Raw genomic sequence first — 22,426 nt, 5'->3', positions numbered from 1 at the left:
CTTGATCAAAATACGCACCGCGATCTTGCGAAACCGCGTGCAGCAAAACAAGTCCGGATATCGGTAGCCGAGCGTTCTGGCGCAATATGCGAACGATAAAAATAAACGCATGCCGGAACGGAAAAAGGGATTTCTCCGAGGTGGAGAAATCCCTCTTCAGACCGGCTTGGGACCGGTAAGAGAATGGCGGCGCGACCGGAGCCGCGCCGCCTATTGCATTAGATAGCCTGGTAGGCAGCGATGACAGCTGCAACCTGGTCGTCATCGAGAGCAGCGAGCTGCGTGCTGCTGATGGCCTGCAGCTGGTCGCTCGAGAGGATCGCGATGTCGTCGGTGCCGAGACCGGCAATCGACTTGATGCTGATGGCAGCGATGTCGTCGGTCGAGAATGTCGCCAGATCTTCCGTCGCCATGGCGGCGATGGAGGCTGCGCTCAGGGCCGCGACCTGGGTGGAGGTCAGAGCCTCAACCTGGTCGGTGGTCAGAGCCTGAACCTGGTCGGTCGTCAGAGCAGCGACGGCCTTGGAGTTCAGCGAGATGATCTGGTCGGTACCGAGAACCGCGATGCTGTCGGTGCTCAGCGAAGCGACCTGGGTCGAGCTCAGGGCATTGACCTGACCGGTCGTCAGGACAACGAGCTGGTCGGTGGTCAGGGCGCCAAGCTGGGCCGTGGTCAGGGACAGGAGCTGTGCCGTCGAGAGCGCAGCGACCTGATCCGTGCCGAGAACCGCGATGTTGTCGGTGGAGAGACCTGCCAGAGCCTTGGTGCCGATGGCGGCAATGTCGGCCGTGGAGAGTTCGACCACATCGTCGGTGCCGAGGGCTGCGAGCGATGTCGAGCCAAGAGCTGCGACCTGACCGGTGGTCAGTGCTGCAACCTGATCGGTCGTCAGTGCCGTGACCTGCGCCGAGGTCAGACCGGCGACAGCCTTGGTGCCGAGAGCCGCGACCTGATCGGTCGAGAGCAGAGCGACATTGTCGGTGCTGAGGGCAACGATCTGGGTGGAGCTCAGGACCGAGACCTGATCAGTGGTCAGAGCACCGAGCTGGTCGGAGGTCAAGGCGCCGACCTGGCTGGAGCTGAGGGCCACAACCTGGTTGGTGGTCAAAGCCGCCGCCTGATCGGTGGAGAGCACTGCGATGTTGTCGGTCGTCAGCGAAGCCAGACCCTTGATGCTGATGGCAGCGACATCTTCCGTGGCGAGCACGGCGACCTGATCGGTCGTCAGTGCGGCGATTGCCGTGGAGCTGAGGTTGCTGATCTGCGAGGTCGAGAGGGCAACGATGCTGTCCGTCGTCAGTGCCTGGACCTGGCCGGAGGTCAGAGCCGACAGCGACTTGGAGGACATGGCCGAAACCTGGCCGGTTGTCAGGACCGCAATGTTGTCGGTCGAGACGCTGGCCACCTGGGTCGAGCTCAGGGCTGCGATCTGGCCGGTGCTGAGGATCGAGAACTGATCCGTCGTCAGGGCGCCGATCTGGCCGGTGGTGAAGGCTGCCATCTGGGCCGTGGTGAGCGCTGCGACCTGGTCGGTCGACAGAGCTGCAACATTGTCCGTCGAGAGCGAAGGCAGGTACTTCACGCCGATGGCAGCGACATCTGCCGTCGAGAAGGTTGCGAGGTCTTCCGTGCCGAGCGCACCGATCGCGGCAGCGCCGAGGGCGGCAACCTGCGTGCTGGAGAGCGCTTCGACCTGATCCGTCGTCAGGGCGTTGATCTGGCCCAGCGTCAGAGCCGCTACCGACTTGGAGCTGAGGGCCAGAACCTGATCGGTGGAGAGCAGGGCAACGTTGTCGGTCGTCAGGGCAGCAACCTGCGTGCCGGTGAACGAGGCGACCTGCGTCGTGGAAAGTGCGCCGACCTGATCGGAGGTCAGAGCGCCAACCTGGGCCGACGTCAGCGAGGCAACCTGGGCGGTGGACAGGGCAAGAACCTGATCCGTCGACAGGGAAGCGATGCTGTCGGTCGAGAGCGTTGCCAGCATCTTGGTGGTGATGGCAGCGACGTCAGCCGTCGAGAAGGTTGCCAGATCGTCGGTGCTCAGCGCGCCGAGTGCAGCCGAGCCGAGTGCGGCGACCTGGGTCGTCGTCAGGGCTTCGACCTGATCGGTCGAGAGGGCATTGATCTGGTCGGTCGAGAGAGCGGCGATCGACTTCGTGCTGAACGCCGTGATCTGGTCGGTCGTCAGGGCAGCGAGGTTGGTCGTGCTGAGAACGCCGATCTGGACGGTGGTCAGGGCGCCGAGCTGACCGGAGGTCAGGGCAACGGCCTGATCGGTCGTCAGAGCCTGGATCTGCGCGCTCTTGAGAGCGGCAACCTGGGTCGTGGAGAGAGCGGCAACCTGGTCGGTCGAGAGAACGGCGACGTTATCCGTGCTGATCGCGCCAACCTGCGCAGCGCTCATCGCGCCAAGCTGGGTGGTGGTGAGGGCAACGGCCTGATCGGTCGTCAGGACGCCGACCTGGGTCGTCGTCAAGGCGGCGATTGCGCCGGTGGAGAAGGCACCGAGCTGATCCGTCGTCAGGGCAGCAACGCTGTCCGTGGTCAGGCCGGCCAGAGCCTTGGAGTTCAGGGCAGCGATGTCGTCGGTTGACAGAACCGCGACCTGATCCGTGCTCAGAGCAGCGAGGGAAGCCGAGCCAAGGGCGCCGAGCTGGGTGGACGTCAGGACATCGACCTGATCGGTGGTCAGAACGCCGACCTGCGAGGAGGTCAGTGCAGTGATCGCCTTGGTGTTGAGGGCAACGACCTGATCGGTCGAAAGCAGGGCGACGTTGTCGGTCGAGAGAGCGGCAGCCTGTGCAGCGGTCAGGACAGCGGTCTGTGCCGTGGTCAGTGCGCCGATCTGGTCCGTCGTGAGGGCGGCGATCTGCGTGGACTTCAGGCCAACCACCTGAGCGGTCGTCAGAGCGGCAACCTGATCGGTGGAGAGAGCTGCGAACGCGGTGGTCGTCATGGCGCCGAGCGTCTTGACGCTGATGGCGGCAATGTCGTCCGTCGAGAACGTTGCGAGCTGATCGGTGCTGAAGGCAACGATCGCCGTGGCGCTCAGGCTTGCAACCTGGCCAGTGCTGAGGGCCTGGGCCTGATCCGTCGTCAGAGCGCCGATCTGGGCGGTCGTCAGAGCAGCAATCGTCTTGGAGTTCAGGGCAACAACCTGGTCGGTGGTCAGGGCAGCAACGTTATCCGTGCTGATGGCAGCGACCTGGCGAGCGCTGAGGGCGCCGATCTGCGTGGTGGTCAGAACAGCGGCCTGATCCGTGGTCAGGGCGCCGACCTGCGTCGTGGTCAGGGCGGCAACGGCACCGGTGCCGAGTGCAACAACCTGATCGGTCGACAGCAGCGCTACGTTTGCAGTCGTCAGGCCGGTGATGGCCTTGGTGCTGATGGCGGCGATGTCGCCGGTGGCGAGGGCGCCGAGCTGGTCCGAGGTCAGGGCAGCAATGGCAACGGAACCGAGGCCTGCGATCTGGCCGGTGCTGAGGGCATCGATCTGATCGGTGGTGAGAACTGCGACCTGGGAGGAGGTCAGAGCGGCGATAGCTTTGGTGTTGAGAGCTGCAACCTGGTCGGTCGTGAGCAGCGCGACGTTATCGGTCGAGATTGCGGCGGCCTGGGCAGCGGTGATGACGGCGGCCTGGGCGGTCGTCAGCGAGCCGATCTGGTCGGTCGTCAGGGCAGCGATCTGGCTGGTCTTCAGCGAAGCGACCTGCGCTGTCGTCATTGCAGCGATCTGGTCGGTGGAGAGAGCGGCGATGTTGTCGGTGGAGAGGCCCGAAAACGCCTTTGCACCGATGGCAGCAATGTCATCGGTGGAGAATACGGAGATATCTTCGGTGGTGAGCGAAGCGATCACGCTCGAGCTCAGCGAGGAAACCTGTGCGGAGGTCAGGGCAGCGATCTGATCGGACGTCAGGTAGCCAATCTGGGTGCTGCTGAGGGCGGCAACCTGCGAGGTCTGCAGGAGCGCGATGTTGGCGGAGTCGATCACAGCGAGCTGGTCGACGGTCAGGCCGGCAAGCGACTTGGTCGAGATTGCCCGCAGCTGATCGGAGGTGAGGACAGCGAGGTCTTCCGTCTCGATGGCAGAGAGCTGCGTAGAGCTCAGCGAGGCGACCTGCTTGGTGGTGAGTGCAGCCACATCTTCCGTCGTCAGAGATGCGATCGTGGTGGTGGAAAGAGCCCGGATCTGAGTGGTAGTCAGAGAAGCGATAATCGAGGTCATGGACGCGCGCCTATGATGTTGACCGTTTACACATGCCATTCCGATCCACCGGCATACCGGTTCAGACGGAGTTCCCCATTCGATCAATCGCGCGTCGTATGGACGCAACCATTGTCATCGACTGGCTGGCCGTCTGTTGGAAAGAAACAACGTTCCGTGGAACATGGCTCGCAGGAGCCGGCGCGTTGGGAGGGCATCATGCAGCCAGAGCGCAACGCTCTGATTCCCACGCCTTGAAGGTGTCGGCGTCTTGCTGAACGCAAGAATGTTTTGTCGCTGCTTTAGGTCCGCGGCTACCTTGCGTAACCAGGGATTTCGGCAGAAGCCTTGGGAAACATTTAATTCGGCAGCTTCTAATTTTGAGTTAACACGTCCGCTAAATTGTACTGGAATGGGTCGTCCGGAAAAGACGCCATTCCAAGGCGGAACAAAATTGTGCCGAACCGGTACAAGCGAGGAGAAAGGCCTCCGTTCGCGCGACACAAGCCCAAAGCAAGCTACCGCTGATAAAAGCCCGGAACGCTTCTCTGCGTCGTTCAACCCCTGCCGTCAGGCGGCTTCTTCTGGGATGCCCATGCTCAACGATAACGCATTCGCTACAAACTCCGGCACGCAGCTTGTCGATATCCTGGCCCGGGCTAGAAACCAGCTCATGCCGCTGGCCGAACTGTTCCAGGTTGCCGAGAGCTTCAACATTACCGGAGAGCGCGCCAAGGCCGCCGAGATCTACAAGACGTGGGTCGCCTATAATGGCGCCAACCCGCTGCTCCACCTCGCCTACTTCAACTACTCGGTGACGCTGCGCCAGATGGGCGATCTCGCCGGCGCCATCCAGGCCCTGCAGGCCTGCCTGAAGCTCGATCCGAAGTTTGGCCAGGCCCACATCAATCTCGGCCGCGCGCTGGAAGATTCCGGCCAGTTGGCACCGGCGATCCAGCAGTGGAAGAGCTATATCGAAAGCACCTCCGAGATCACGCCCGATCGTGCGAACCATCGCCTGATGGTGCTGCAGCATATCGGCCGCGTGCTGGAAAACGCCGGCCTGCTCGAAGATGCCGAAACGACGCTGCGCCAGGCGATGGAACTGCGCCCGGACAAGCATGAATCCGGCCATCATTGGACCTCGATCCGCCAGCGCCAGTGCAAGTGGCCGACGCTCGTTCCCTCCGAGAACGTCTCGATCAAGAACCTGCTCGATTCCATGTCGCCGCTGACGCTCGCCTGCTTCTCCGACGACCCGCTGTTCCAGCTTGCCAAAGCCTATCGCTACAACAAGTCGCTGATGGGCCGCCCGGACCAGCTCGCCTTCCCGCTGCGCAAGCCACGCCAGAAGACGGCGACCGGCGAGCGCCTGCGCATCGGCTATGTCTCTTCCGACCTTCGCGATCACGCGGTCGGCTTCGCTCTCAGCGAAGTTCTGGAACTGCACGACAAGAAGAACGTCGAGGTCTACGCCTATTACTGCGGCGATAACCGCACCGAAGACGCGACCATGCGCCGCATGAAGGCCGTGGTCGATCACTGGCGCGACATCGCCGCTGTCGGCGATCAGGACGCGGCAACCATGATCGTCAACGACGAAATCGATATCCTCGTCGACGTCAACGGCTACACCAAACATGCCCGCACGAAGATCTTCGCCTATCGTCCGGCACCGGTCATCGTCAATTTCTGCGGTTATCCGGGCACGATGGCGAGCCCGTTCCACCAGTACATCATTGCCGACAACTACATCATCCCGCCGGAAAATGAGGTGTACTACACCGAGAAGGTCCTGCGCATTCCCTGCAACCAGCCGGTCGATCGCAAGCGCGTCATCGCCGCAAAGCCGACCCGCGCCGAAGTCGGCCTGCCGGAAGACGTGCTCGTCTTCGCAAGCTTCAACGGCATGCAGAAGATCACCGAGGAATGCTTCGGCCGCTGGATGCAGATCCTGGCCGCCACGCCGAACAGCGTCCTTTGGCTGCTCGCCGGCCCGGAAGATGTCAATGAACGCCTGCGTCAGGTCGCGACCCAGAAGGGCATCGCCGCCGAGCGGCTGATTTTTGCCCAGAAGGCCGGCAATCCGCAGCATCTGGCGCGCATCGGCCTTGCCGATCTGTTCCTCGACACCTTCCCGTATGGCGCCCACTCGACCGCGGCCGATGCACTGACCATGGGCCTGCCGATCGTCACCGTTCCGGGCAATGGCTTTGCCTCGCGCTTCTGCGCCAGCATCGTCACCTCGGCCGGCATTCCGGAAATGATCGCGACCGACCCGGCCGACTACGTGGCCAAGGCGATCGCGCTCGGCAATGATCGCAAGAAGCTTGCCTCCATCCGCGAATCGCTGCTCGCCAAGAAGGAAAAGAGCGTGCTGCGCGACATGCCCGCCGCCGTTCGCCGTCTGGAAGAGCTTTACCTCCAGATGCAAGGCGAGTGCGAACGCGGTGAAACGCCGGTGCCCGATCTGCGCAATCTCGACACCTACTACGAGATCGGTATCGAACTGGTTGCCGAGAAGACCGGCTGGGAAGACGAGCAGGCCTACCGCGCCCGTTATCTCGAAAAACTGGCAAAGTGGAACACCTACGCCCCGCTGCTTGAAGACAGCCGCCTCTGGTCCAAAAAATAATCGGACCACGGAACCGAAAAAATCTCAGACCCCTTGGTGCCCGCCACCAAGGGGTTTTTGCTGTCCGTCAGAATGCTTCGATCCGCGCCGGAAACGCTTTGATCCCCACAACCAGACCGGCTGTTCCCCCCGATACACAATCGAATGCCGCGTTGTGAGCAGATGCGGCCACGGCGGGAGCTTTCCTGTCGAAATCTGAAACGATGATATGGGTGAACAAAGTGGCTACGAAATACGGAACGGACGCCTCGGAAACACTGACGGGCGAAAACGGCTACGACTACATTTACGGCTATGGCGGCAACGACAAGATCTACGGCCTTTTCGGCAGGGACACCCTCGCCGGTGGCGCCGGAAATGACACGATCAGCGGTGGCTTCCAGGGCGACGACATCTCAGGCGATCTGGGAAGCGACACGATCTCCGGCGGTCAAGGCGATGACACCATTCGCGGGGGTGGTAGCGCCGACACCATGTCTGGCGGCCTCGGCGATGACAAGTTCAGCGACTACGCCATCGGAGACTGGGCCGGCGACAAGGTCGATGGCGGGCTGGGTCAGGATACCGTCGACATCAACCTGCAGAACAGGACGTCGGGCCTTACCTTCACGGTGCAGGACGCGACGAAAACCGTCAGCATGTACGGCTTCACCGTCACCAATATCGAGCAATACACCATCTCGGCCACAAACTATGCAGACACGCTGAATGGCGGCCACTGGAACGACCGCTTCAGCGGCCAGAACGGTGCCGACAAGCTCTATGGCAATGCCGGCAACGACTATCTCGACGGTGGCGCCAGCAATGACACCCTGTCCGGCGGCCAGGGCGACGACGACATCTATGGCGGCGATGGTGATGATACCATCAGCGGCAGCTATGGCGACGACGATATGCAGGGTGGGCTCGGCAACGACAAGATCACCGGCGGCAACGGCCGGGATGCACTCTATGGCGAAGATGGAAACGACACGCTCGATGGCGGAAACGGCAACGACTATCTCTGGGCGGGTGACGGCAATGACACGCTGATCGGCGGCGCTGGCGACGATTACATCATCACCGGCCCGGGCATCGACAAGATCAATGCCGGCGCGGACGACGACCAGATCCTGATGACGCTCAACAACGGAAAGGATGCGATCGACGGCGGTAGCGGCGACGATCTCGTCGAAATCCGCAATCTCGAAGGCAACTTCACCGCCAAGGCCTCGAACGTCGTCAACACGCTCTCCGACGGTTCGACCATCGTCAATGTCGAGAACTACGATCTCTACGGCACCAACGGCAAAAACAGCTTCGTCACCCTTGGCGGCAAGGACCATCTCGTCACCTACGACGGCGACGATATGGTGAAGGCAGGTGCCGGCGACGACTATATCGACGGCGGCTCAGGCAACGACAAGCTTTATGGCGAAGCCGGCAACGACACGATCTTCGGCGGTGCCGGAAGGGATTCGATCTATGGCGGCTCCGGCGCCGACACGGTCTATCTCGATGTGTCCGGCTACCACACCACGAGCTACACCTTCGAGGTCGTCAACGGTAAGGGTACTCTTTCCAACGGCTCCTTCGCCCAGGATACGGAAATCTTCAACGTCTTCACGGCTTACGGCAACGATATCCTGAAGGCCGGCAACGCCCAAAGGGTCTGGTTTGACTCCGACGACGGTCATGACCAGCTGACCGGCAGCATCGGAGACGACATGCTCGACAGCGGTCTTGGCAATGACAAGGTCACCGCCGGCAAGGGCAACGATATCCTCCGTGACATGGGCGGAAACAACACAATTTCTGCAGGAGACGGCAACGACAAGATGCACCTGACCATCTTCAACGCCCACACTGGCGGCGATACGACGACACTCGACATGGGCGCCGGCAATGACGAAGTGGAGTTTAATTCCGGCCTCGGCTACATCCACGGCAAGCTCAATGCCGATGGCGGCACCGGCACGGACTTTGCCGATATCGATCGCCACGAAACGACCAAGGCGCTGACGTTTACGCTCAGCGCCAACGCCACCCTCGTCAATGGCGATGTTACCCTGAAGAACTTCGAGCAGGTCAGCATCGCCGGCGGCAGCGGTGCGGACAAGTTCACGGGTGGCAACCTCTCCGACACCTTCAAAGGCAATGCCGGCAACGACACGCTCTCGGGCCTTGGCGGCAACGACTACATCTACGGCGGCAACGGCCGGGACACCCTCAAGGGCGGCGACGGCAATGACAGCCTGTGGTCGGCCGACTATGCCGGCGACATGGATGCCGACACTCTCGATGGCGGCGCCGGAAACGACGACCTGCACATCGGCGCCGGTGATACGGCCATCGGTGGCAGCGGCACCGACCGCGTTGCCGTCGACGTCTCGGCTCTCACCACGGGCGTCAAGTTCACGTTCGGCACCGGCACCGTGAAGGTCAACGCCAACACGACCTTTTCCGGCATGGAAGCGCTCGATTTCATCGGAACCAAGGGCAACGATACGGTCATCGGCAGTTCCGGTGACGATAACCTGCAGGGTAACGCCGGCAACGACAGGCTCGAAGGCGGCAACGGCCGGGACTCGTTCCGCGACGATGCCGGCAATGACACGATGGTCGGCGGCGCAGGCAATGACGTCTTCCATGACGGAGCCGGCAACGACACCCATTCCGGCGGCGCGGGCGATGACTGGTTCACCCGTAACGACACGACCGGCAAGGATGTCATCGATGGCGGCGACGGCATCGATACGATCGACTTCACCTACTATGGCTACGACTCGTCGGTGAAGCTCGATCTGCTCGACAACAGCAAAAATGATGGCCTTGCCATCAACCTGACGGTCAAGAATGTCGAGCGCATCTGGGGCTCGAGCCAGGATGATGACATCCGCGGCTCGAATGCCAGCGAGTGGATATCCGGCGGTTCGATGGACGACACCCTGCAGGGCCGTGGCGGCAATGATACGCTGATCGGCGGCATGGGCGGAGACCTGCTCACCGGCGGCACCGGTAAGGATAGCTTCCAGTTCAGCTATCTCACCGATGGCGGCGACCAGATTACCGACTTCAAGCGTGGCGAAGACAAACTTGCCATCGACAGCGATAATTTCGGGCTGGGCAATGCCACCTCGGTCAAGCTGGTCCTCTCCAACGAGGCCGACTTCAGCGCCACCACCGGCCCGACCTTCCTTTTCGAGAAGGACACGCACCGGCTCTGGTTCGATGCTGACGGCAAGGGCGGCGACAAGGAATCTGTCCTAATTGCTACCCTCGACAACATCACCACCCTCAGCACCGGCGACTTCATGCTGGTCTGAGCCTGACAAACCGTGCCGCGTTGATCCTCTGAGACAACGCGGCACGGTCCTTTTAACGGCCGGTTGTGCGACGAAAAACCAGGGTCATTCCTTGAAGGGATCGTAGCCCGGCTTTTTGTATATCCGATCCGCCTTGCCCTGGATGTCAGGCACATAAACGACGTCAGTCCAGTCCTCTTTCGGAAAGTCCTCGATTGCCACCGAAATGGCACTGTCTGAGCAGCCGAGCGTCGTCTTCAGCGCCTCTGCGACAGCAGCGGTCATCGCCTGTTTCTGTTCTTCAGTCTTTCCCTCGATCATTTTCACGATAACGTGCGGCACGCAGCGCCTCCCCTGCTCTGTTCACTTGATGGATTGAATTGCGTCGTCATTCGAACCGTCAACCGGAATATTGCTCGTCGGTGACGTGTTCCAGCCAGTCGACGACCTTGCCGTCGAGGTGCTCCTGAATGGCGAGGTGGGTCAATGCGGTCGAAGGCGTGGCGCCATGCCAGTGTTTTTCGCCGGGTGCAAACCAGACCACATCACCGGGATGGATTTCCTCGATCGGCCCGCCCTCACGCTGAACAAGGCCCTTGCCCGCCGTCACGATCAGCGTCTGGCCGCGCGGATGCGTGTGCCAGGCCGTGCGTGCACCCGGTTCGAACGTCACGCTGCCGGCCGCGGCCCGGCGCGCATCATTGGCGGCAAACAGGGGGTCGATGCGAACGGTACCTGTAAACCAGTCTGCCGGCCCTCTTGCCGATGGCGTCGAGCCATTGCGCGTAATGTCCACCACGATTCCGCTCCTCGTCATTGAGCCACGATGCTATATCAGTGAGCCGATCGAAACCAGAGCTGCCGGCTGTTATGGCCCCGGCGGCTCCGAGAGCGGGAGCTATGACGGACCGGACCGTTCAATCCATGATGTGATAGCCGCCGTCGATATAAAGCGTTTCCCCGGTGATGAGACGGGCGGCATCATGGGCAAGAAACGCAGTGGTCATGCCGACGTCATCGATGCTGACGAGGCTGCGGGTGGGCGCCGTTTCCTGCGCCTTGTGCAGAAGCTCGTCAAACTCGGGAATGCCGGACGCCGCGCGGGTCGCCAGCGGATCGGGCGAAATGGCATGAACACGGATGCCCTTGGGCCAAGTTCGGCGGCGATATAGCGCACCGCGCTTTCAAGCGCGGCCTTGGCGACGCCCATGATGTTGTAGTTCTTCACCACCATCTGGCTACCGTAGTAACTCATGGTGAACAGCGTGCCGCCGTTCTTCATCAGAGGCTCGGCCAGATGTGCCATGCGGATGAAGGACCAGCAGGAGATGTCCATGGTCTTCAGGAAACCGTCCTGCGGCGCGTCCACCACCCTGCCCTGCAATGTGTCCTTCGGCGAGAATGCGATGGAATGGACGAGAAAATCGATCTCGCCCCATTCCGCCGCGATCCGCTCGAACACGGCTTCGAGCTGCCCCGGCACGGAGACATCGAGCGGCATGACGATCGGCGCTTCAAGCACTTCTGCAAGCGGCGCGACATAGGGTTTGGCCTTGTCGTTCAGGTAGGTCACGGCAAGCTCGGCGCCGAGCGCACGAAAGGCGCGTGCGCAGCCCCAGGCGATCGACTGATCATTGGCGATGCCGACGATCAGACCCTTTTTTCCTTCCAGAAGCTTTGCCTTTACCGTCGGAAGCATGCCCATCCCCTCTGATGTTCCGTGGTCAATGTCCGCTGATCGCAAGCGTGTGGCGCGCGATCATGAGCTCTTCGTCTGTCGGCACGACATACAGCCGGACGACGCTTTCCGGCGTTGAGATCAGAAGATCGCCGCGGGCATTGGCCTGCGCGTCGAGTGCTGCGCCGAACCATCTCAACCCGTCGGAAATCCGGGCGCGCATATCCGGCGAGTTCTCGCCGATGCCCGCGGTAAAAACGAAGGCATCGAGACCGCCAAGGGCCGCCGCAAGCATGCCGGCGTTGAGGCCGATGCGGTACACGAAATGATCCAGTGCGAAGGCCGCGGAAGGCTCGGTGCTTTCAAGCAGGGCCCTGACATCGTTGCTGACGCCAGAAAGCCCCTTGAGACCCGAATCCTTGTAGAGCAGGTCCTGCACCTCATGGGCGGTCATGCCCTTCTGGTCCAGAAGGTAGAGGATGACGCCCGGATCGATCTGGCCGCAGCGCGTGCCCATCGGCAATCCGTCGAGCGCGGTAAAACCCAGCGTGCTTTCCACGCTACGACCCGCTGATAGCGCGCAGAGCGAGGCGCCGCTTCCCAGATGGGCAACGATGACCCTGCCGCCGGCGACTTCGGGCGCAATCTCCGGCAACCGTCCTGCCACATACTCATAGGACAGACCATGAAAACCGTAGCGCCTGACGCCTTCAGCAAAGAAATGCTCAGGGATGGCGTAGTGATCGGCGACGGCACTGTGGCCGCGATGGAAGGATGTGTCGAAACACGCGACCTGCGGCAAATCCGGCCGGCGCTCCAGGATCGCCCGGATCGGGGCAAGATTGTTGGGCTGATGCAGCGGAGCAAGCGGCACATAACGCTCGAGATCGGCGATCACCTTCTCATCGATGAGCACCGGGGCGGTATAGTCCGGCCCGCCATGCACGACACGGTGGCCGACGGCAACAAGCCGCCCCTCGTGCCGCTCGACAAGCCACGCGCCGACGTGGCGCATGGCCGCCGGCAGGTCGGCCACATCGCCCGGTTCGAACACATGATCGGCGATCACGGCACCGGCACCATCTTTGACGCGAAGGTGAGGTGCCGTGCCGACACCTTCCATCTGACCCTTCAGGCGTTTGTGCAAGCCGCCTTCGATGGAGAAGACCTCAAACTTGAGGCTGGAAGAGCCGGCATTGACGACGAGAATGGTATCCATGCCTCAGGAGCCCGTCACCGCCGCCATATGCCTTCGCGCATCGGCGAGCAGCACGGCGATGGCGCAGGATGCGAGACGAGTGCGCACGGAATCGGCGCGCGAGGTCAGAATGATCGGCACCCGCGCACCCAGCACGATGCCGGCCGCATCGGCGCGCGCCATGAAGGTCAGGTTCTTGGCGAGCATGTTGCCGGCCTCCAGATTGGGCACCACGAGAATTTGCGCGCGCCCGGCAACCGGCGAATGGATGCCCTTGATGCGGGCGGCTTCTGGATCGATGGCATTGTCGAAGGCGAGCGGACCATCCAGCACGCCGCCGGTGATCTGCCCGCGATCCGCCATCTTGCAGAGCGCCGCCGCATCGATCGTCGAGGGTATCTTGGAGGTCACGGTTTCGACCGCCGACAGGATCGCCACACGCGGCTTGCCAAGGCCGACATGGTTGAAGAGATCGATGGCGTTCTGAATGATATCCCGCTTGGCATCGAGATCGGGCTCGATGTTGATCGCGGCATCGGTAATGAAAAGTGGCTCGGAATAGGTCGGGACGTCCATGACGAAGACATGGCTGATGCGGCGGGCGGTACGAAGCCCGGTCGCGGATGCCGTTACCGCCCGCATAAGCTCGTCCGTGTGCAGGCTGCCCTTCATCAGAAGCTCGCCCTTCGCCTGATGGATCAACTCCACGCCCAGGCTGGCTGCGGCATCGCTGTGGGCGACATCGACAAGCTCATAGGGCGAAATATCGATCTGGTGTGCGGTCGCGACTATTTCGATACGGTGGCGGGGGCCGACGAGGATCGGGGCGATCAGTCTTTCCTCCGCTGCCTCGACCGCGCCGCGAAGAGAAGTTTCATCGCAAGGATGCACGACCACGGTCTTTGTCGGCGGTGTCTGTTGCGCACGGGCGATAAGCCGCTCGTACTTCTGGTGCGCCACCGGGGTTGTACTGCTGACCGTATCCGTCATGAAAACTCCCCTGCGCTGGAATACCGGCGTGCCGGCTCAGCCCTTGACCCGTTTTGCCCGTCCGATCTTTACCACCTTATCCTGTTCGGATGCAGCCGCCTGCGGCTCCTCGACGTCCTCGATACCCTCATCGATACCGAAGAGTTGCACCACCCGCTGCCAGCGGGCTTCCAGCTCGCCGGAAAGCCCGCCGCGCACGGTAAGCACGTCCTTCAGCGCGGAAAGCGCCTTGCGACGGACGTCCATATCCTCGGGGAGAAGCGCAGGCACAGCCTCCAGCGCGGCCTCCTGATCGATCAGCAGAATGAGAAACTGCTCGCGGATCAGCGCCTTGAAATCGCCGAGCGTCATGGGCGGCAACCCCTCTTCAATCGAACGCATGTTGCGGATCGCCGCGAAACCGCGCTCGTCCACGCTTCCGCGCGCGCTCGCCACATAGATGAGACCGCGTGCCAGGGCTTCGCGCAGGCCACCTTCGGGGATGCGTTTTTTGAGTTCCCCGATACGCTCCCGCAGCAGGCTTTCATGCAGGCCTGTCTTACCGGCGCGACGCAGCGGCGCATCGTCCGTCGGATCGATGCCGACCGAGGCCTGCAACAGGGGCGAACCATAGACCATCAGGAAGGTAGCCTCGCTCATCTGCTCCGCCATCGTCCGCCAGGCTTCGAGCGCGGAAACGATCTGGCCGGAGACCGTGCGTTCAATCGCAAGGAAAGGGTTGTCACCCTCGACGGGGCGCCGCTTCGCCGCGGCCTCCTCCGCCCATTCCGGCACAGCCGCCATCCAAGGATTGGCATCGCAGAAGATCTCGTATTGCAGACGCAGGGGATGAAGCTGTCGGAGCGCCTCTCCGAAGCCTTCCGGCAGCGCCTGCCGCAGGAAAGGCTGCAGTAAGGTACGGTAAAGCGAGAGATTGATCTCGGACACCTTTGCCGCCGTTGCAAAGCGGCGATCATCGGCGGCATCGTTGCCGCCGAGCGCCCGGATATCGTCCAGCGTGCGTGCCTCGCAGCGCATGATCCAGTCGCCATTGACCAGATCCGCACTCTCGGTCTCGGCCGTCTTCGCCTCGAAGGTCGCCTCGTAAAGCCCCGGCGGCAAGGCGTCGATCAGATCGATGTTGGACGAAAACTCGCCATGTTCCTTGCGGGCTATGCCGGCCGACACGAAAATCCCGAGATGACCGATCGTTTCATGCACGCTGTAGATGATGGTTTGGCCGTGGGAACGGATGTCATCGACATCGTCATAGAGATCGAGCACCCAGTCGAGCGCCTGCTGCGGCGGGGTGATGTTGTCGCCCTTCGAGCACAGGACGACGATCGGCGAGCGGATGTTGCGCAGATCGATCACCGCGCCATTCGAAGACGTGATGCGGCCGGCCGCAAGATTGTTGCCGATGAAAAGCTCATCGACGATGAACTGGATTTCCTCGGCGTTGAGGTTGACGTGACCGCCCCACCATTCCTCGAAGCCCAGGTAACGCGGCGCTTCGGTGTCGATCTTGGAGTAAAGATTATACTGCTTTGTCCAGAGCGTGTTGGCGGGGTTCTGGTTCTCGAAATTCTGCACCAGCCAGGCGCCATCGAACTTGCCCTGCCCCAGATCGCCGGTCAGTGCGGTCAGCCAGCTACCGCCGAGGAGCCCGCCGCTGTAGCGCATGGGATACTTGCCATGGACCCCGGCCCAGTAGGAGAGTGGTGCGCCGGCAATGATGATCGAGCCGAAGAGTTCCGGACGCAGGGCCGCAAGCATCATCACAGCCCAGCCCGCCTGGCAATTGCCGATGACGCAGGGCTTGGCGTCCGCCTGAGGATGAAGCGCGATCACCTTTTCGAGGAAGATGGCCTCGGCCCGCGCGACATCCTCTATAGTCTGGCCCGGTATGGGTTCCGGCAGGAAACCGACGAAATAGCAGGGATGACCGGCCTTCAGCGCAACCCCGATTTCGCTTTCGGCCTTGAAGCCGCCAATGCCGGGGCCATGGCCGGCGCGGGGATCGATCACCACGAACGGGCGTCGGGTCTGGTCGATCACCAAGCCTTCTGGGGGCACGATGCGGGTGAGCGCATAATTGACCGGCTTTTCCAGCGTCCGGCCATCGACGACGATTTCCGGCGTGTAGCTCAGGACATGCGGGGCCGTCTTGGCGGCATGGGCCTGATACTGGTTTCCGCGCTGGCGCATGACATCCCAGAACAGCGTCGTACGCTGCGCCGCATCGACCGCATAATCGAACATCAGGCCCAGCGGGCCGAACTGACCGGAAAAACTCGTATCCAGCTTGCTTAAGGAAGGGCTACGCATGCGAAACTCCTTCTTCCATCCGTCAGGAACGCTGCACTGCAGCAATTACAATACCGAAACCGTACGCTCCGCAACCATTCAAAGGCTGGGGTTTTCTCGGCAGCAAAGCTTTTCAGCCGTCACGGCGCGATGACGCACCAAAGAACGAAGCAAAACAAAATCATACACTTATGGACAAAGTCGCCCGTGACGCCGCGCCATTGATGTTTTAACTCCGCATTGTGAACGTTTGCCGGTCGTGCTGGGACTTTACGTGTATGTTACGGCATATTTGGCCGGGGCTGCGCCGATTGTCATTTTGAAATCGATGTGTTCTCATGCGCGTCGTCTAAAACAGGACGACAGCCTATGGCCGAAGCAGCTCCTTCTCCGAAGGCCGCCACTGCGCTTGCGGTGATCGCCGGCTATCTGATCCTACGCTGCCTGTGGAAGGTGCTTGTCCCGGCAACGGAGTATTCCCTGCCGCCCTGGCCGATCCTGACACTGATCTTCGATATCCTGATGCTGATACCGCTTTTCATTCTGAAACCACAGATCCCGGCGGCTGGCCCAGACGCGCCTGCCACCGTGCGCTACGCGAAGCCTCTCTTCGTCGGAGGCATCGTTGCAACCGTGATCATGGTTCTCATCAGGTTTTCCAGCGAAAGCGGCTGGTGGACGGGGCATCTGACCTACGGCTTTTAGACAACCGTGATCAGCGCGCCCAGCCATTCCGGAAGACGAGGTCTTCAAGCGGCAGCCGCTGGCGCCATCCCTTCACCGCAAGCTCCGGCTCCCGGTAAAGCTGATCGACATACCCGACACAGAGCCAGGCGATAATCTGCACATGATCGGGAATGGCGAGGATGGCTTTCACCTCGGCCTCGTGAAAAATGCTGACCCAGCCGACACCGATCCCCTCCGCCCGGGCCGCCAGCCAGAAGTTCTGCACCGCGCACACCGTTGAATAGGCATCCATGCGTGGATTGTGGGTTCGCCCCAAAACGACATCGCCGCAGCGCGTGGGGTCACAGGTCACGCAGACGCTCAAGGGCGCCTTCAGAATGCCTTCGAGCTTCAGCGCCTGATAGGTTTTCCGACGCTCGCCTTCGAACATTTCGGCAGCCTCGGCATTGGCGCGTTCGAAGGCGGCATGTACCCGTGCCCGCACCTCTTCGGCTTCCACCACGATGAAATTCCATGGCTGCATGAAACCGACGGACGGCGCGCTGTGGGCGGCCGTAAGCAGCCGCATCAGCACATCGTGCGGCACAGCATCGGGCTTGAACTGGTCGCGCACATCGCGTCGCGTCGTGATCGCGCGGTAGACGGCAGCGCGCTCGTCAGCGGAAAAGGCCGACGCGCCCTGCAGCGCGTCACAATCAAAGGGTCGCATCGTCAAATCCCCAACAACGCAACCGTCCCGCCGTCCGCGCGGGAACAGTCCATGATGTCGGGCCGGTCTTCTGACTTGGCGTCATCCGCACGCCGCAGCCTTCCCGGCAAAGCCAGTGGCACTTTTGCGGCAAGCGTCAGCCTTACAGCGTTGGGCACGTTCCGGTTCTGCCCCGGATTCCCGATTCTCCCGCGCGATGCGGGCACCCGACACGCCTGTTTAGAGCGCTTCTTTGCTGAATGAAAGCAATTCTGTTGGGTGAAGCAGGATGCTCAAGGCGCGCGGGCAACGCCGATTGCGATCACAGGGCCGGTTGCCTGCCCGGTCGGCGAGCCGCCGAACGGTTCGAGGCTGACGGCGAACGTCGTGCCTTCCGAGATACGAGACCTGAAATCGGCGGGAATGACCAGTTCTCCGGTGGTTCCCGGCGGGAAGACGCCGAGCGAGATGGTCTTGCCGCCGTCCGGCACCAGCCAGAGTTCCAGCGATTTTTCATCCGGCTTTCCCGCTGCGACCGGAACGATCCGCATGCGACCGCTGTCCGGGTCGTAAGATGCGAGCATGTTGATCGCGTTCGTCGGTGCCGCGAGTTCGGCAACCAGCGGGGCAGAGCCCTGCTGCAGCGTGGAGGCCGTAAAGGTATAAACCAGTGCAACAGACGCGATCAGGACGCTCGCCGCCGTCATGCAACGCCAGAAGAAGACGGAATTCCACAAGCCGCCGGTAAACAGTCCGTTCTCGCGGGAGCCGAACAGACGCTCCTCGATCCTCACGAACACGCCGGAGGGTGGAGACACTTCCTGATAATCCTCGTTGAAGGACTGAAAGTCGGACTGCCACCGTGCCACAAGCCGCGCGAAATCCGGGTCCGCGGCCATGCGCTGCTCGGCAATGCGGCGCGCCTCGAGCGAGGTGACGCCCAGGACGTATTCGCCGGCCATCACCTGGTCTTCGGGGCTTGTCGGCTGGTGCTGTGTTCCGTTGGTCATCTCTGCAGGCACTCCCGCAGTTTCAGAAGGCTGCGGCGCAACCATGTGCGCACGGTGTTCAGCGGCACCTTCAGCTCTTCCGCGAGCTCAAGATAGCTGACGCCGTCCACATAGGCGCTGCGCACTGCCTTTGCATGCACGGCGTCGAGATTGCCCATGCAATGGTCTATCCGCCGCCCCTCGTCCGTGAGGACGGCCTGCTGCTCGGGTGTGGGCGTGCTGTCATCGGAAAGATCGAAAGCCTCCTCGACAGGCTCGGCAACCGGTTTGCGCGCGCGGATGGTGTCGATCGCGTGGTTGCGGGCAATGGTGGCGAGCCAGGTCGAAGGGGTGCCGCTGGCGCTGGCAAAGGTGCTCGCGCGCTGCCAGACCTTGATGTAGATTTCCTGCAGGGCTTCCTCAGCCTCCGCGCGATTTTTCAGGATGCGGACGCAGATACCGAAGAGCTTGGGACTGGTTGCCTTGTAAAGCGCTGAAAACGCCGCGCGGTCGCCCATCGCGACGCGACTTATGAGATTTGCAACATCATTACTCTGCATTCGATTAAACCCCGCCGCCCAGCCTTTATAGAGAGCGTCGAACCCAAAAGACAAGAAGCCTCGCTGGGGAAAACCGCCCTGAAAGCAAAAGCGCGTCGGCAGCGTTGCCTCGAAAGAAAGAGGAATTGCCATCAGACCTGTCCGGCTGCCCGTTCCACCGGCCCGGCAATGCGTTCCGTGATCCCATACCCTGCTGCTGCGGCAAGGCCGGAGAGGAATGTGCCCCAGATCAGGTCGGCGACCGTGAGGGTCGTTGACCAGTTCTTCAGTGTGGACTGGTTGGTAAGATCGTAGGTGGCGTAGGCGGTAAATCCCAGCACCGCGCCGTAAAGTGCCGCCGTTGCGAAAGAGCCGGACATCAGGCCGGGACGCACCGCCAGGAAGGTCAGACCGGCCGCATAAAACAGGTAGAAGGCGATTGCCGGACCCAAGCGGAAACTGGGCGCGAGCATCTCTCCGATCACGGGGCGATACAACCGGTCCGCCATGACGCTCAGCCAGACGAAATCGACCGCAACGAAAACCACGAGGGTGGCAAAATAGGCGATGGCGTAGGTTTTCATGCTCAAATCTCCTTCATATTCCCTGAACCGTTACTGCATCCGGGTCCAGTCGATGCCCTTGCACAACAGGCCTGCGACAACACAACCCTTGGTCGTCATCTTGTCACCATTTACCGTCACTGTGATATTGTAGCTGAGGTCGCGTTGCGGATCGAACGCGGACCCCGAGTAGATGCCATCGGCTTCCGGCTTGATCGTCATGACCAGCCGGTCACCGGCCTTCTCCTTCGGGGTGCCCGGCTTGATCCATGTGTTCACCGCACAGATGTTTTGACCGCAAGGCTCGATCTTCACACGGGCGTTTCCGTCGCCTCGCGCCCACTGCCCGTCAAGGTCGGCACTCATAGCTGCTGCCGGCAGCGACAAAGAGAGCGCGGCAAATAGGATAAACATGGTCTTCTTCACGTCCGGCTACCTCCATGAATTTTCGCCACGGCGGCAGGAACAAGCGATACGGCCTGCCGAGGCGGTTGTGGCCGGGGACGCAGACGCACGCCCTTCAGCCAGATTTTAAGAGCTTCCCAATGGATACCGCCGACAACCCGAAGGGTCAGGAAGGGGATGGCGACGAAAGCTTTCAGAAGCGCTGCGTCCGTCAGTTCCCGGCGGCGCGCGACATGCCGCGCGGTCAGCACGAGATCCTGCTCTGCGAAGGTATCGATACGGATCGACAGCGTCTCTTCGGGCGGTGAAACACGAAAACGATAGCTCAATTCCATATCCATGAAAGGCGAAACGTAAAAAGCCTTGTCGCAGATCTGGACGATCTCTCCATCGGCTCCGGTCTCGACAGGTATCATGTAGCCATGACGCTCGCCGAAGGTATTGTCCACCTCCCAAAGGATCGCCTTCAGTTCGCCATCGCGACCGTAGCAGAAAAAGACGCTGAGCGGATTGAAAGCCCAGCCGAGAAGACGCGGCATGGTCAGCAGGCGGATGGGACCGCCATCGGGCTCGACGCCCACCGCCCGCATCGAGCCTTCCACCTGACGCCGCAGGTCCGACCCGGATCGGTCGCCACGGTCCTTGCGGCGGAAGGAGAAAAGGTTGAAGCGATCGACCGAAAACAGTCTCAGGCTCCGGCCGAGTTCGTCGAGCTCATCCAGGTCGAGCAGCAGCGAGTAGATGCGATAGTCTAGCCTATGCTCCTTTGGCCGCAAACGGGCATGGGTGACATGGCCTGCAAACAGGGCCGAGTGAAAGGCTTTGCTCATGCCGGAACCTCCAGCCTGCCCTCCAGCCATCTCGCCGCTACACCGGCCGGCCGCGAAAGCGGTGCGCGAACGATGCGGGCGCTTTCGCCGGCGACCTGCCACGGCCGCCGCACGCCGCCCAGATCCTCGGCAACCGCAAGCCCCGCCTGAATACCATCCTCATGGAAGCCCGCCCCGAAGTGAGCGCCGCAGAACCACGTATTGTGAGCACCCTGCAGCGACCAGATTTCCTGCTGAGCCCGGTCTGTGGCGAGATCGAAGACCGGATGTTCATACACGTCGCGCCGTATCACGGTCTCCTCGCGCGGCTGCCGGCGGGGATTGAGCGTGACGAAGGTTGGCGGGGCTGAACCAAGCGGCTGCAAACGGTTCATCCAATAGGTTATCGAAGGCTGCGTGGGGCCGTCGTTTGTGTCGGCGACGTAGTTCCAGCTCGACCACGCCGCGCGCCTCTTCGGCATCAGAGCCGTGTCTCCATGCAAGACCGCTTCGTTGCGGGAATAACGGAAGGCGCCGAGAATGCGCCGCTCATCGTCGCTCGCATCCGTCAGCATACGCAGCGCCTGATCGGCATGGGTCGCGATGACAACGTCGTCAAAAACCTGGCGCCCGCCATTGGCATCGTTGATTTCGACGACGCCGGGCGAGCGGCGGATAGCCGTTACCGGGGTAGAAAGTCGGATATGCTCGGCGAACCTTGCCGTCAGGCGCGCGACATACTCGCGCGAGCCGCCCTTGACCGTGCGCCAGATCGGGCGGCCCCAGAGGTCCAGCAGCCCGTGGTTGGAGCAGAAACGGACGAAGTTCGCAGCCGGATATTCCCCCACCTGCATCGAAGGCGTCGACCAGATTGCCGCCGCCATCGGATAGAGATGCTCGTCGCGAAACGCTGCGCCATATCGATTGCGCGAAAGATAGTCACCAAGCGACATATCCCCCATTTTTGGCAGATCGCGCGGGGCATTTCGATAAAAACGCAGCAGATCTCGCATCATCGACCAGAAACGGGGGCTGACGATGTTGGATTTCTGGGCAAAAAGACCCGAGCCGCTGCCGGAATATTCGTAAGCGCCGCTGTTCAAGGAGACGGCAAAGGACATATCGGATGCGACCGTCGGAACCTCGAGCGCGCGAAAGAGGGCCGTCAGGTTCGGATAGGTCACTTCATTGTAGACGATGAACCCGGTATCGACGGCAACGGGGCCGGCGGGGCTCTCGAACTCGACCGTGTTGCTATGCCCGCCGATACGATCGGAAGCCTCGAAGATCGTGACGTTATGTCGCCGCGACAGCAGCCATGCGGCAGAAAGACCCGAAATGCCGCTGCCCACAATCGCGATATTCAGGCTACGCCCGCCCCCGCTACGCTCATAATACCCCATTCAAACCTCTCATGCTCCGGGTGGATCGTTTCGATTACCATGGATTACGGCCGGCCACGGCGAGGAG

At 61.7% G+C, this 22,426-nt stretch carries 16 protein-coding genes, 1 pseudogene and 1 riboswitch; of the genes and pseudogenes, 3 read left to right on the top strand and 14 right to left on the bottom strand.

The annotated features are described in order from the left end of the window. Window positions 1-218: 218 nt before the first annotated feature. Window positions 219-4,226 carry a beta strand repeat-containing protein gene (locus BLX89_RS04570; protein WP_075289470.1) on the bottom strand — a complete coding sequence of 1,336 codons (4,008 nt, stop codon included), beginning with the start codon at window positions 4,224-4,226 and terminating at the stop codon, window positions 219-221. A gap of 574 nt (window positions 4,227-4,800) precedes the next feature. Here BLX89_RS04570 and BLX89_RS04565 point away from each other — a divergent pair. Both BLX89_RS04565 and BLX89_RS04560 read left to right on the top strand, forming a co-directional pair. Next, window positions 4,801-6,840, top strand: coding sequence for an O-linked N-acetylglucosamine transferase, SPINDLY family protein (locus tag BLX89_RS04565; RefSeq protein ID WP_075289830.1), 2,040 nt, complete (start codon window positions 4,801-4,803; stop codon window positions 6,838-6,840). A 221-nt stretch (window positions 6,841-7,061) separates the two neighbouring features. Continuing rightward, window positions 7,062-10,145, top strand: coding sequence for a calcium-binding protein (locus tag BLX89_RS04560; protein WP_075289829.1), 3,084 nt, complete (start codon window positions 7,062-7,064; stop codon window positions 10,143-10,145). Between the two features lie 84 nt (window positions 10,146-10,229). Here BLX89_RS04560 and BLX89_RS04555 read toward each other — a convergent pair whose 3' ends face one another. The 6 genes and pseudogenes from BLX89_RS04555 to BLX89_RS04530 all read right to left on the bottom strand — a co-directional run bounded on the left by BLX89_RS04555 (window position 10,230) and on the right by BLX89_RS04530 (window position 16,297). Further along, a complete protein-coding gene (locus BLX89_RS04555) occupies window positions 10,230-10,466 on the bottom strand; it encodes a tautomerase family protein (protein WP_075289469.1) in 237 nt (78 codons plus the stop codon). A 58-nt stretch (window positions 10,467-10,524) separates the two neighbouring features. Beyond that, window positions 10,525-10,923: a (R)-mandelonitrile lyase gene (locus BLX89_RS04550; protein WP_075289468.1), complete on the bottom strand. Its 399-nt coding sequence runs from the start codon at window positions 10,921-10,923 to the stop codon at window positions 10,525-10,527. 118 nt (window positions 10,924-11,041) lie between these two features. Beyond that, window positions 11,042-11,823, bottom strand: a pseudogene (fabI, locus tag BLX89_RS04545) (enoyl-ACP reductase FabI). A 25-nt stretch (window positions 11,824-11,848) separates the two neighbouring features. After that, window positions 11,849-13,021, bottom strand: a complete 1,173-nt coding sequence (locus BLX89_RS04540; RefSeq protein WP_075289467.1) for an acetate/propionate family kinase — start codon at window positions 13,019-13,021, stop codon at window positions 11,849-11,851. A gap of 3 nt (window positions 13,022-13,024) precedes the next feature. Continuing rightward, the gene (locus BLX89_RS04535; protein WP_075289466.1) at window positions 13,025-13,990 is read right to left on the bottom strand and encodes a phosphate acetyltransferase; all 966 of its coding nucleotides are present in this window, start codon (window positions 13,988-13,990) and stop codon (window positions 13,025-13,027) included. A gap of 36 nt (window positions 13,991-14,026) precedes the next feature. Further along, window positions 14,027-16,297 carry a DUF3141 domain-containing protein gene (locus tag BLX89_RS04530; protein WP_075289465.1) on the bottom strand — a complete coding sequence of 757 codons (2,271 nt, stop codon included), beginning with the start codon at window positions 16,295-16,297 and terminating at the stop codon, window positions 14,027-14,029. A 348-nt stretch (window positions 16,298-16,645) separates the two neighbouring features. Here BLX89_RS04530 and BLX89_RS04525 point away from each other — a divergent pair, with 348 nt between their 5' ends. Further along, window positions 16,646-16,981, top strand: a complete 336-nt coding sequence (locus tag BLX89_RS04525; RefSeq protein WP_075289464.1) for a hypothetical protein — start codon at window positions 16,646-16,648, stop codon at window positions 16,979-16,981. A 10-nt stretch (window positions 16,982-16,991) separates the two neighbouring features. On the opposite strand, the gene bluB is transcribed toward BLX89_RS04525, so the two are convergent. From bluB to BLX89_RS04490, 7 genes are all read right to left on the bottom strand, one after another. Continuing rightward, window positions 16,992-17,672 carry a 5,6-dimethylbenzimidazole synthase gene (gene bluB, locus BLX89_RS04520; protein WP_075289463.1) on the bottom strand — a complete coding sequence of 227 codons (681 nt, stop codon included), beginning with the start codon at window positions 17,670-17,672 and terminating at the stop codon, window positions 16,992-16,994. A 43-nt stretch (window positions 17,673-17,715) separates the two neighbouring features. After that, a riboswitch (cobalamin riboswitch) is annotated at window positions 17,716-17,897 on the bottom strand. 47 nt (window positions 17,898-17,944) lie between these two features. Further along, window positions 17,945-18,661, bottom strand: a complete 717-nt coding sequence (locus BLX89_RS04515) for an anti-sigma factor (RefSeq protein ID WP_075289462.1) — start codon at window positions 18,659-18,661, stop codon at window positions 17,945-17,947. Next, on the bottom strand, window positions 18,658-19,200 hold the full coding sequence (locus BLX89_RS04510) for a sigma-70 family RNA polymerase sigma factor (protein ID WP_075289828.1): 543 nt from the start codon (window positions 19,198-19,200) through the stop codon (window positions 18,658-18,660). Before BLX89_RS04510 ends, BLX89_RS04515 begins: the two co-directional genes overlap by 4 nt. A 131-nt stretch (window positions 19,201-19,331) precedes the next feature. Continuing rightward, window positions 19,332-19,763 (bottom strand): DUF2177 family protein, encoded by a 432-nt coding sequence (locus BLX89_RS04505; protein WP_075289461.1) that lies wholly within the window; start codon window positions 19,761-19,763, stop codon window positions 19,332-19,334. 30 nt (window positions 19,764-19,793) lie between these two features. Further along, window positions 19,794-20,156 carry a DUF2147 domain-containing protein gene (locus tag BLX89_RS04500; protein WP_075289827.1) on the bottom strand — a complete coding sequence of 121 codons (363 nt, stop codon included), beginning with the start codon at window positions 20,154-20,156 and terminating at the stop codon, window positions 19,794-19,796. A gap of 8 nt (window positions 20,157-20,164) precedes the next feature. Continuing rightward, complete coding sequence (locus BLX89_RS04495) at window positions 20,165-20,977, bottom strand: DUF1365 domain-containing protein (RefSeq protein ID WP_075289460.1); 813 nt, start codon at window positions 20,975-20,977, stop codon at window positions 20,165-20,167. Next, entirely contained in the window at window positions 20,974-22,359 is a 1,386-nt protein-coding gene (locus tag BLX89_RS04490; protein WP_075289459.1) for an NAD(P)/FAD-dependent oxidoreductase, read from the bottom strand. The genes BLX89_RS04495 and BLX89_RS04490 overlap by 4 nt, the downstream gene beginning before the upstream one ends. Window positions 22,360-22,426: the final 67 nt, after the last annotated feature.

The sequence above is a fragment of the Pararhizobium arenae genome (genome assembly GCF_001931685.1).
Taxonomy (GTDB): Bacteria; Pseudomonadota; Alphaproteobacteria; order Rhizobiales; family Rhizobiaceae; genus Pararhizobium; species Pararhizobium arenae.
Note: the sequence above shows the minus strand (reverse complement) of the source record. Positions and strands in the feature narration are given on the sequence as shown.

Bases quoted from the DNA above. Each gene is read 5' to 3' on its own strand.
- BLX89_RS04570 (WP_075289470.1), bottom strand. From the start codon at position 4,226: ATGACCTCGATTATCGCTTCTCTGACTACCACTCAGATCCGGGCTCTT.
- BLX89_RS04565 (WP_075289830.1), top strand. From the start codon at position 4,801: ATGCTCAACGATAACGCATTCGCTACAAACTCCGGCACGCAGCTTGTC.
- BLX89_RS04540 (WP_075289467.1), bottom strand. From the start codon at position 13,021: ATGGATACCATTCTCGTCGTCAATGCCGGCTCTTCCAGCCTCAAGTTT.
- BLX89_RS04535 (WP_075289466.1), bottom strand. From the start codon at position 13,990: ATGACGGATACGGTCAGCAGTACAACCCCGGTGGCGCACCAGAAGTAC.
- BLX89_RS04530 (WP_075289465.1), bottom strand. From the start codon at position 16,297: ATGCGTAGCCCTTCCTTAAGCAAGCTGGATACGAGTTTTTCCGGTCAG.
- BLX89_RS04525 (WP_075289464.1), top strand. From the start codon at position 16,646: ATGGCCGAAGCAGCTCCTTCTCCGAAGGCCGCCACTGCGCTTGCGGTG.
- bluB (WP_075289463.1), bottom strand. From the start codon at position 17,672: ATGCGACCCTTTGATTGTGACGCGCTGCAGGGCGCGTCGGCCTTTTCC.
- BLX89_RS04515 (WP_075289462.1), bottom strand. From the start codon at position 18,661: ATGACCAACGGAACACAGCACCAGCCGACAAGCCCCGAAGACCAGGTG.
- BLX89_RS04510 (WP_075289828.1), bottom strand. From the start codon at position 19,200: ATGCAGAGTAATGATGTTGCAAATCTCATAAGTCGCGTCGCGATGGGC.
- BLX89_RS04505 (WP_075289461.1), bottom strand. From the start codon at position 19,763: ATGAAAACCTACGCCATCGCCTATTTTGCCACCCTCGTGGTTTTCGTT.
- BLX89_RS04500 (WP_075289827.1), bottom strand. From the start codon at position 20,156: ATGTTTATCCTATTTGCCGCGCTCTCTTTGTCGCTGCCGGCAGCAGCT.
- BLX89_RS04495 (WP_075289460.1), bottom strand. From the start codon at position 20,977: ATGAGCAAAGCCTTTCACTCGGCCCTGTTTGCAGGCCATGTCACCCAT.
- BLX89_RS04490 (WP_075289459.1), bottom strand. From the start codon at position 22,359: ATGGGGTATTATGAGCGTAGCGGGGGCGGGCGTAGCCTGAATATCGCG.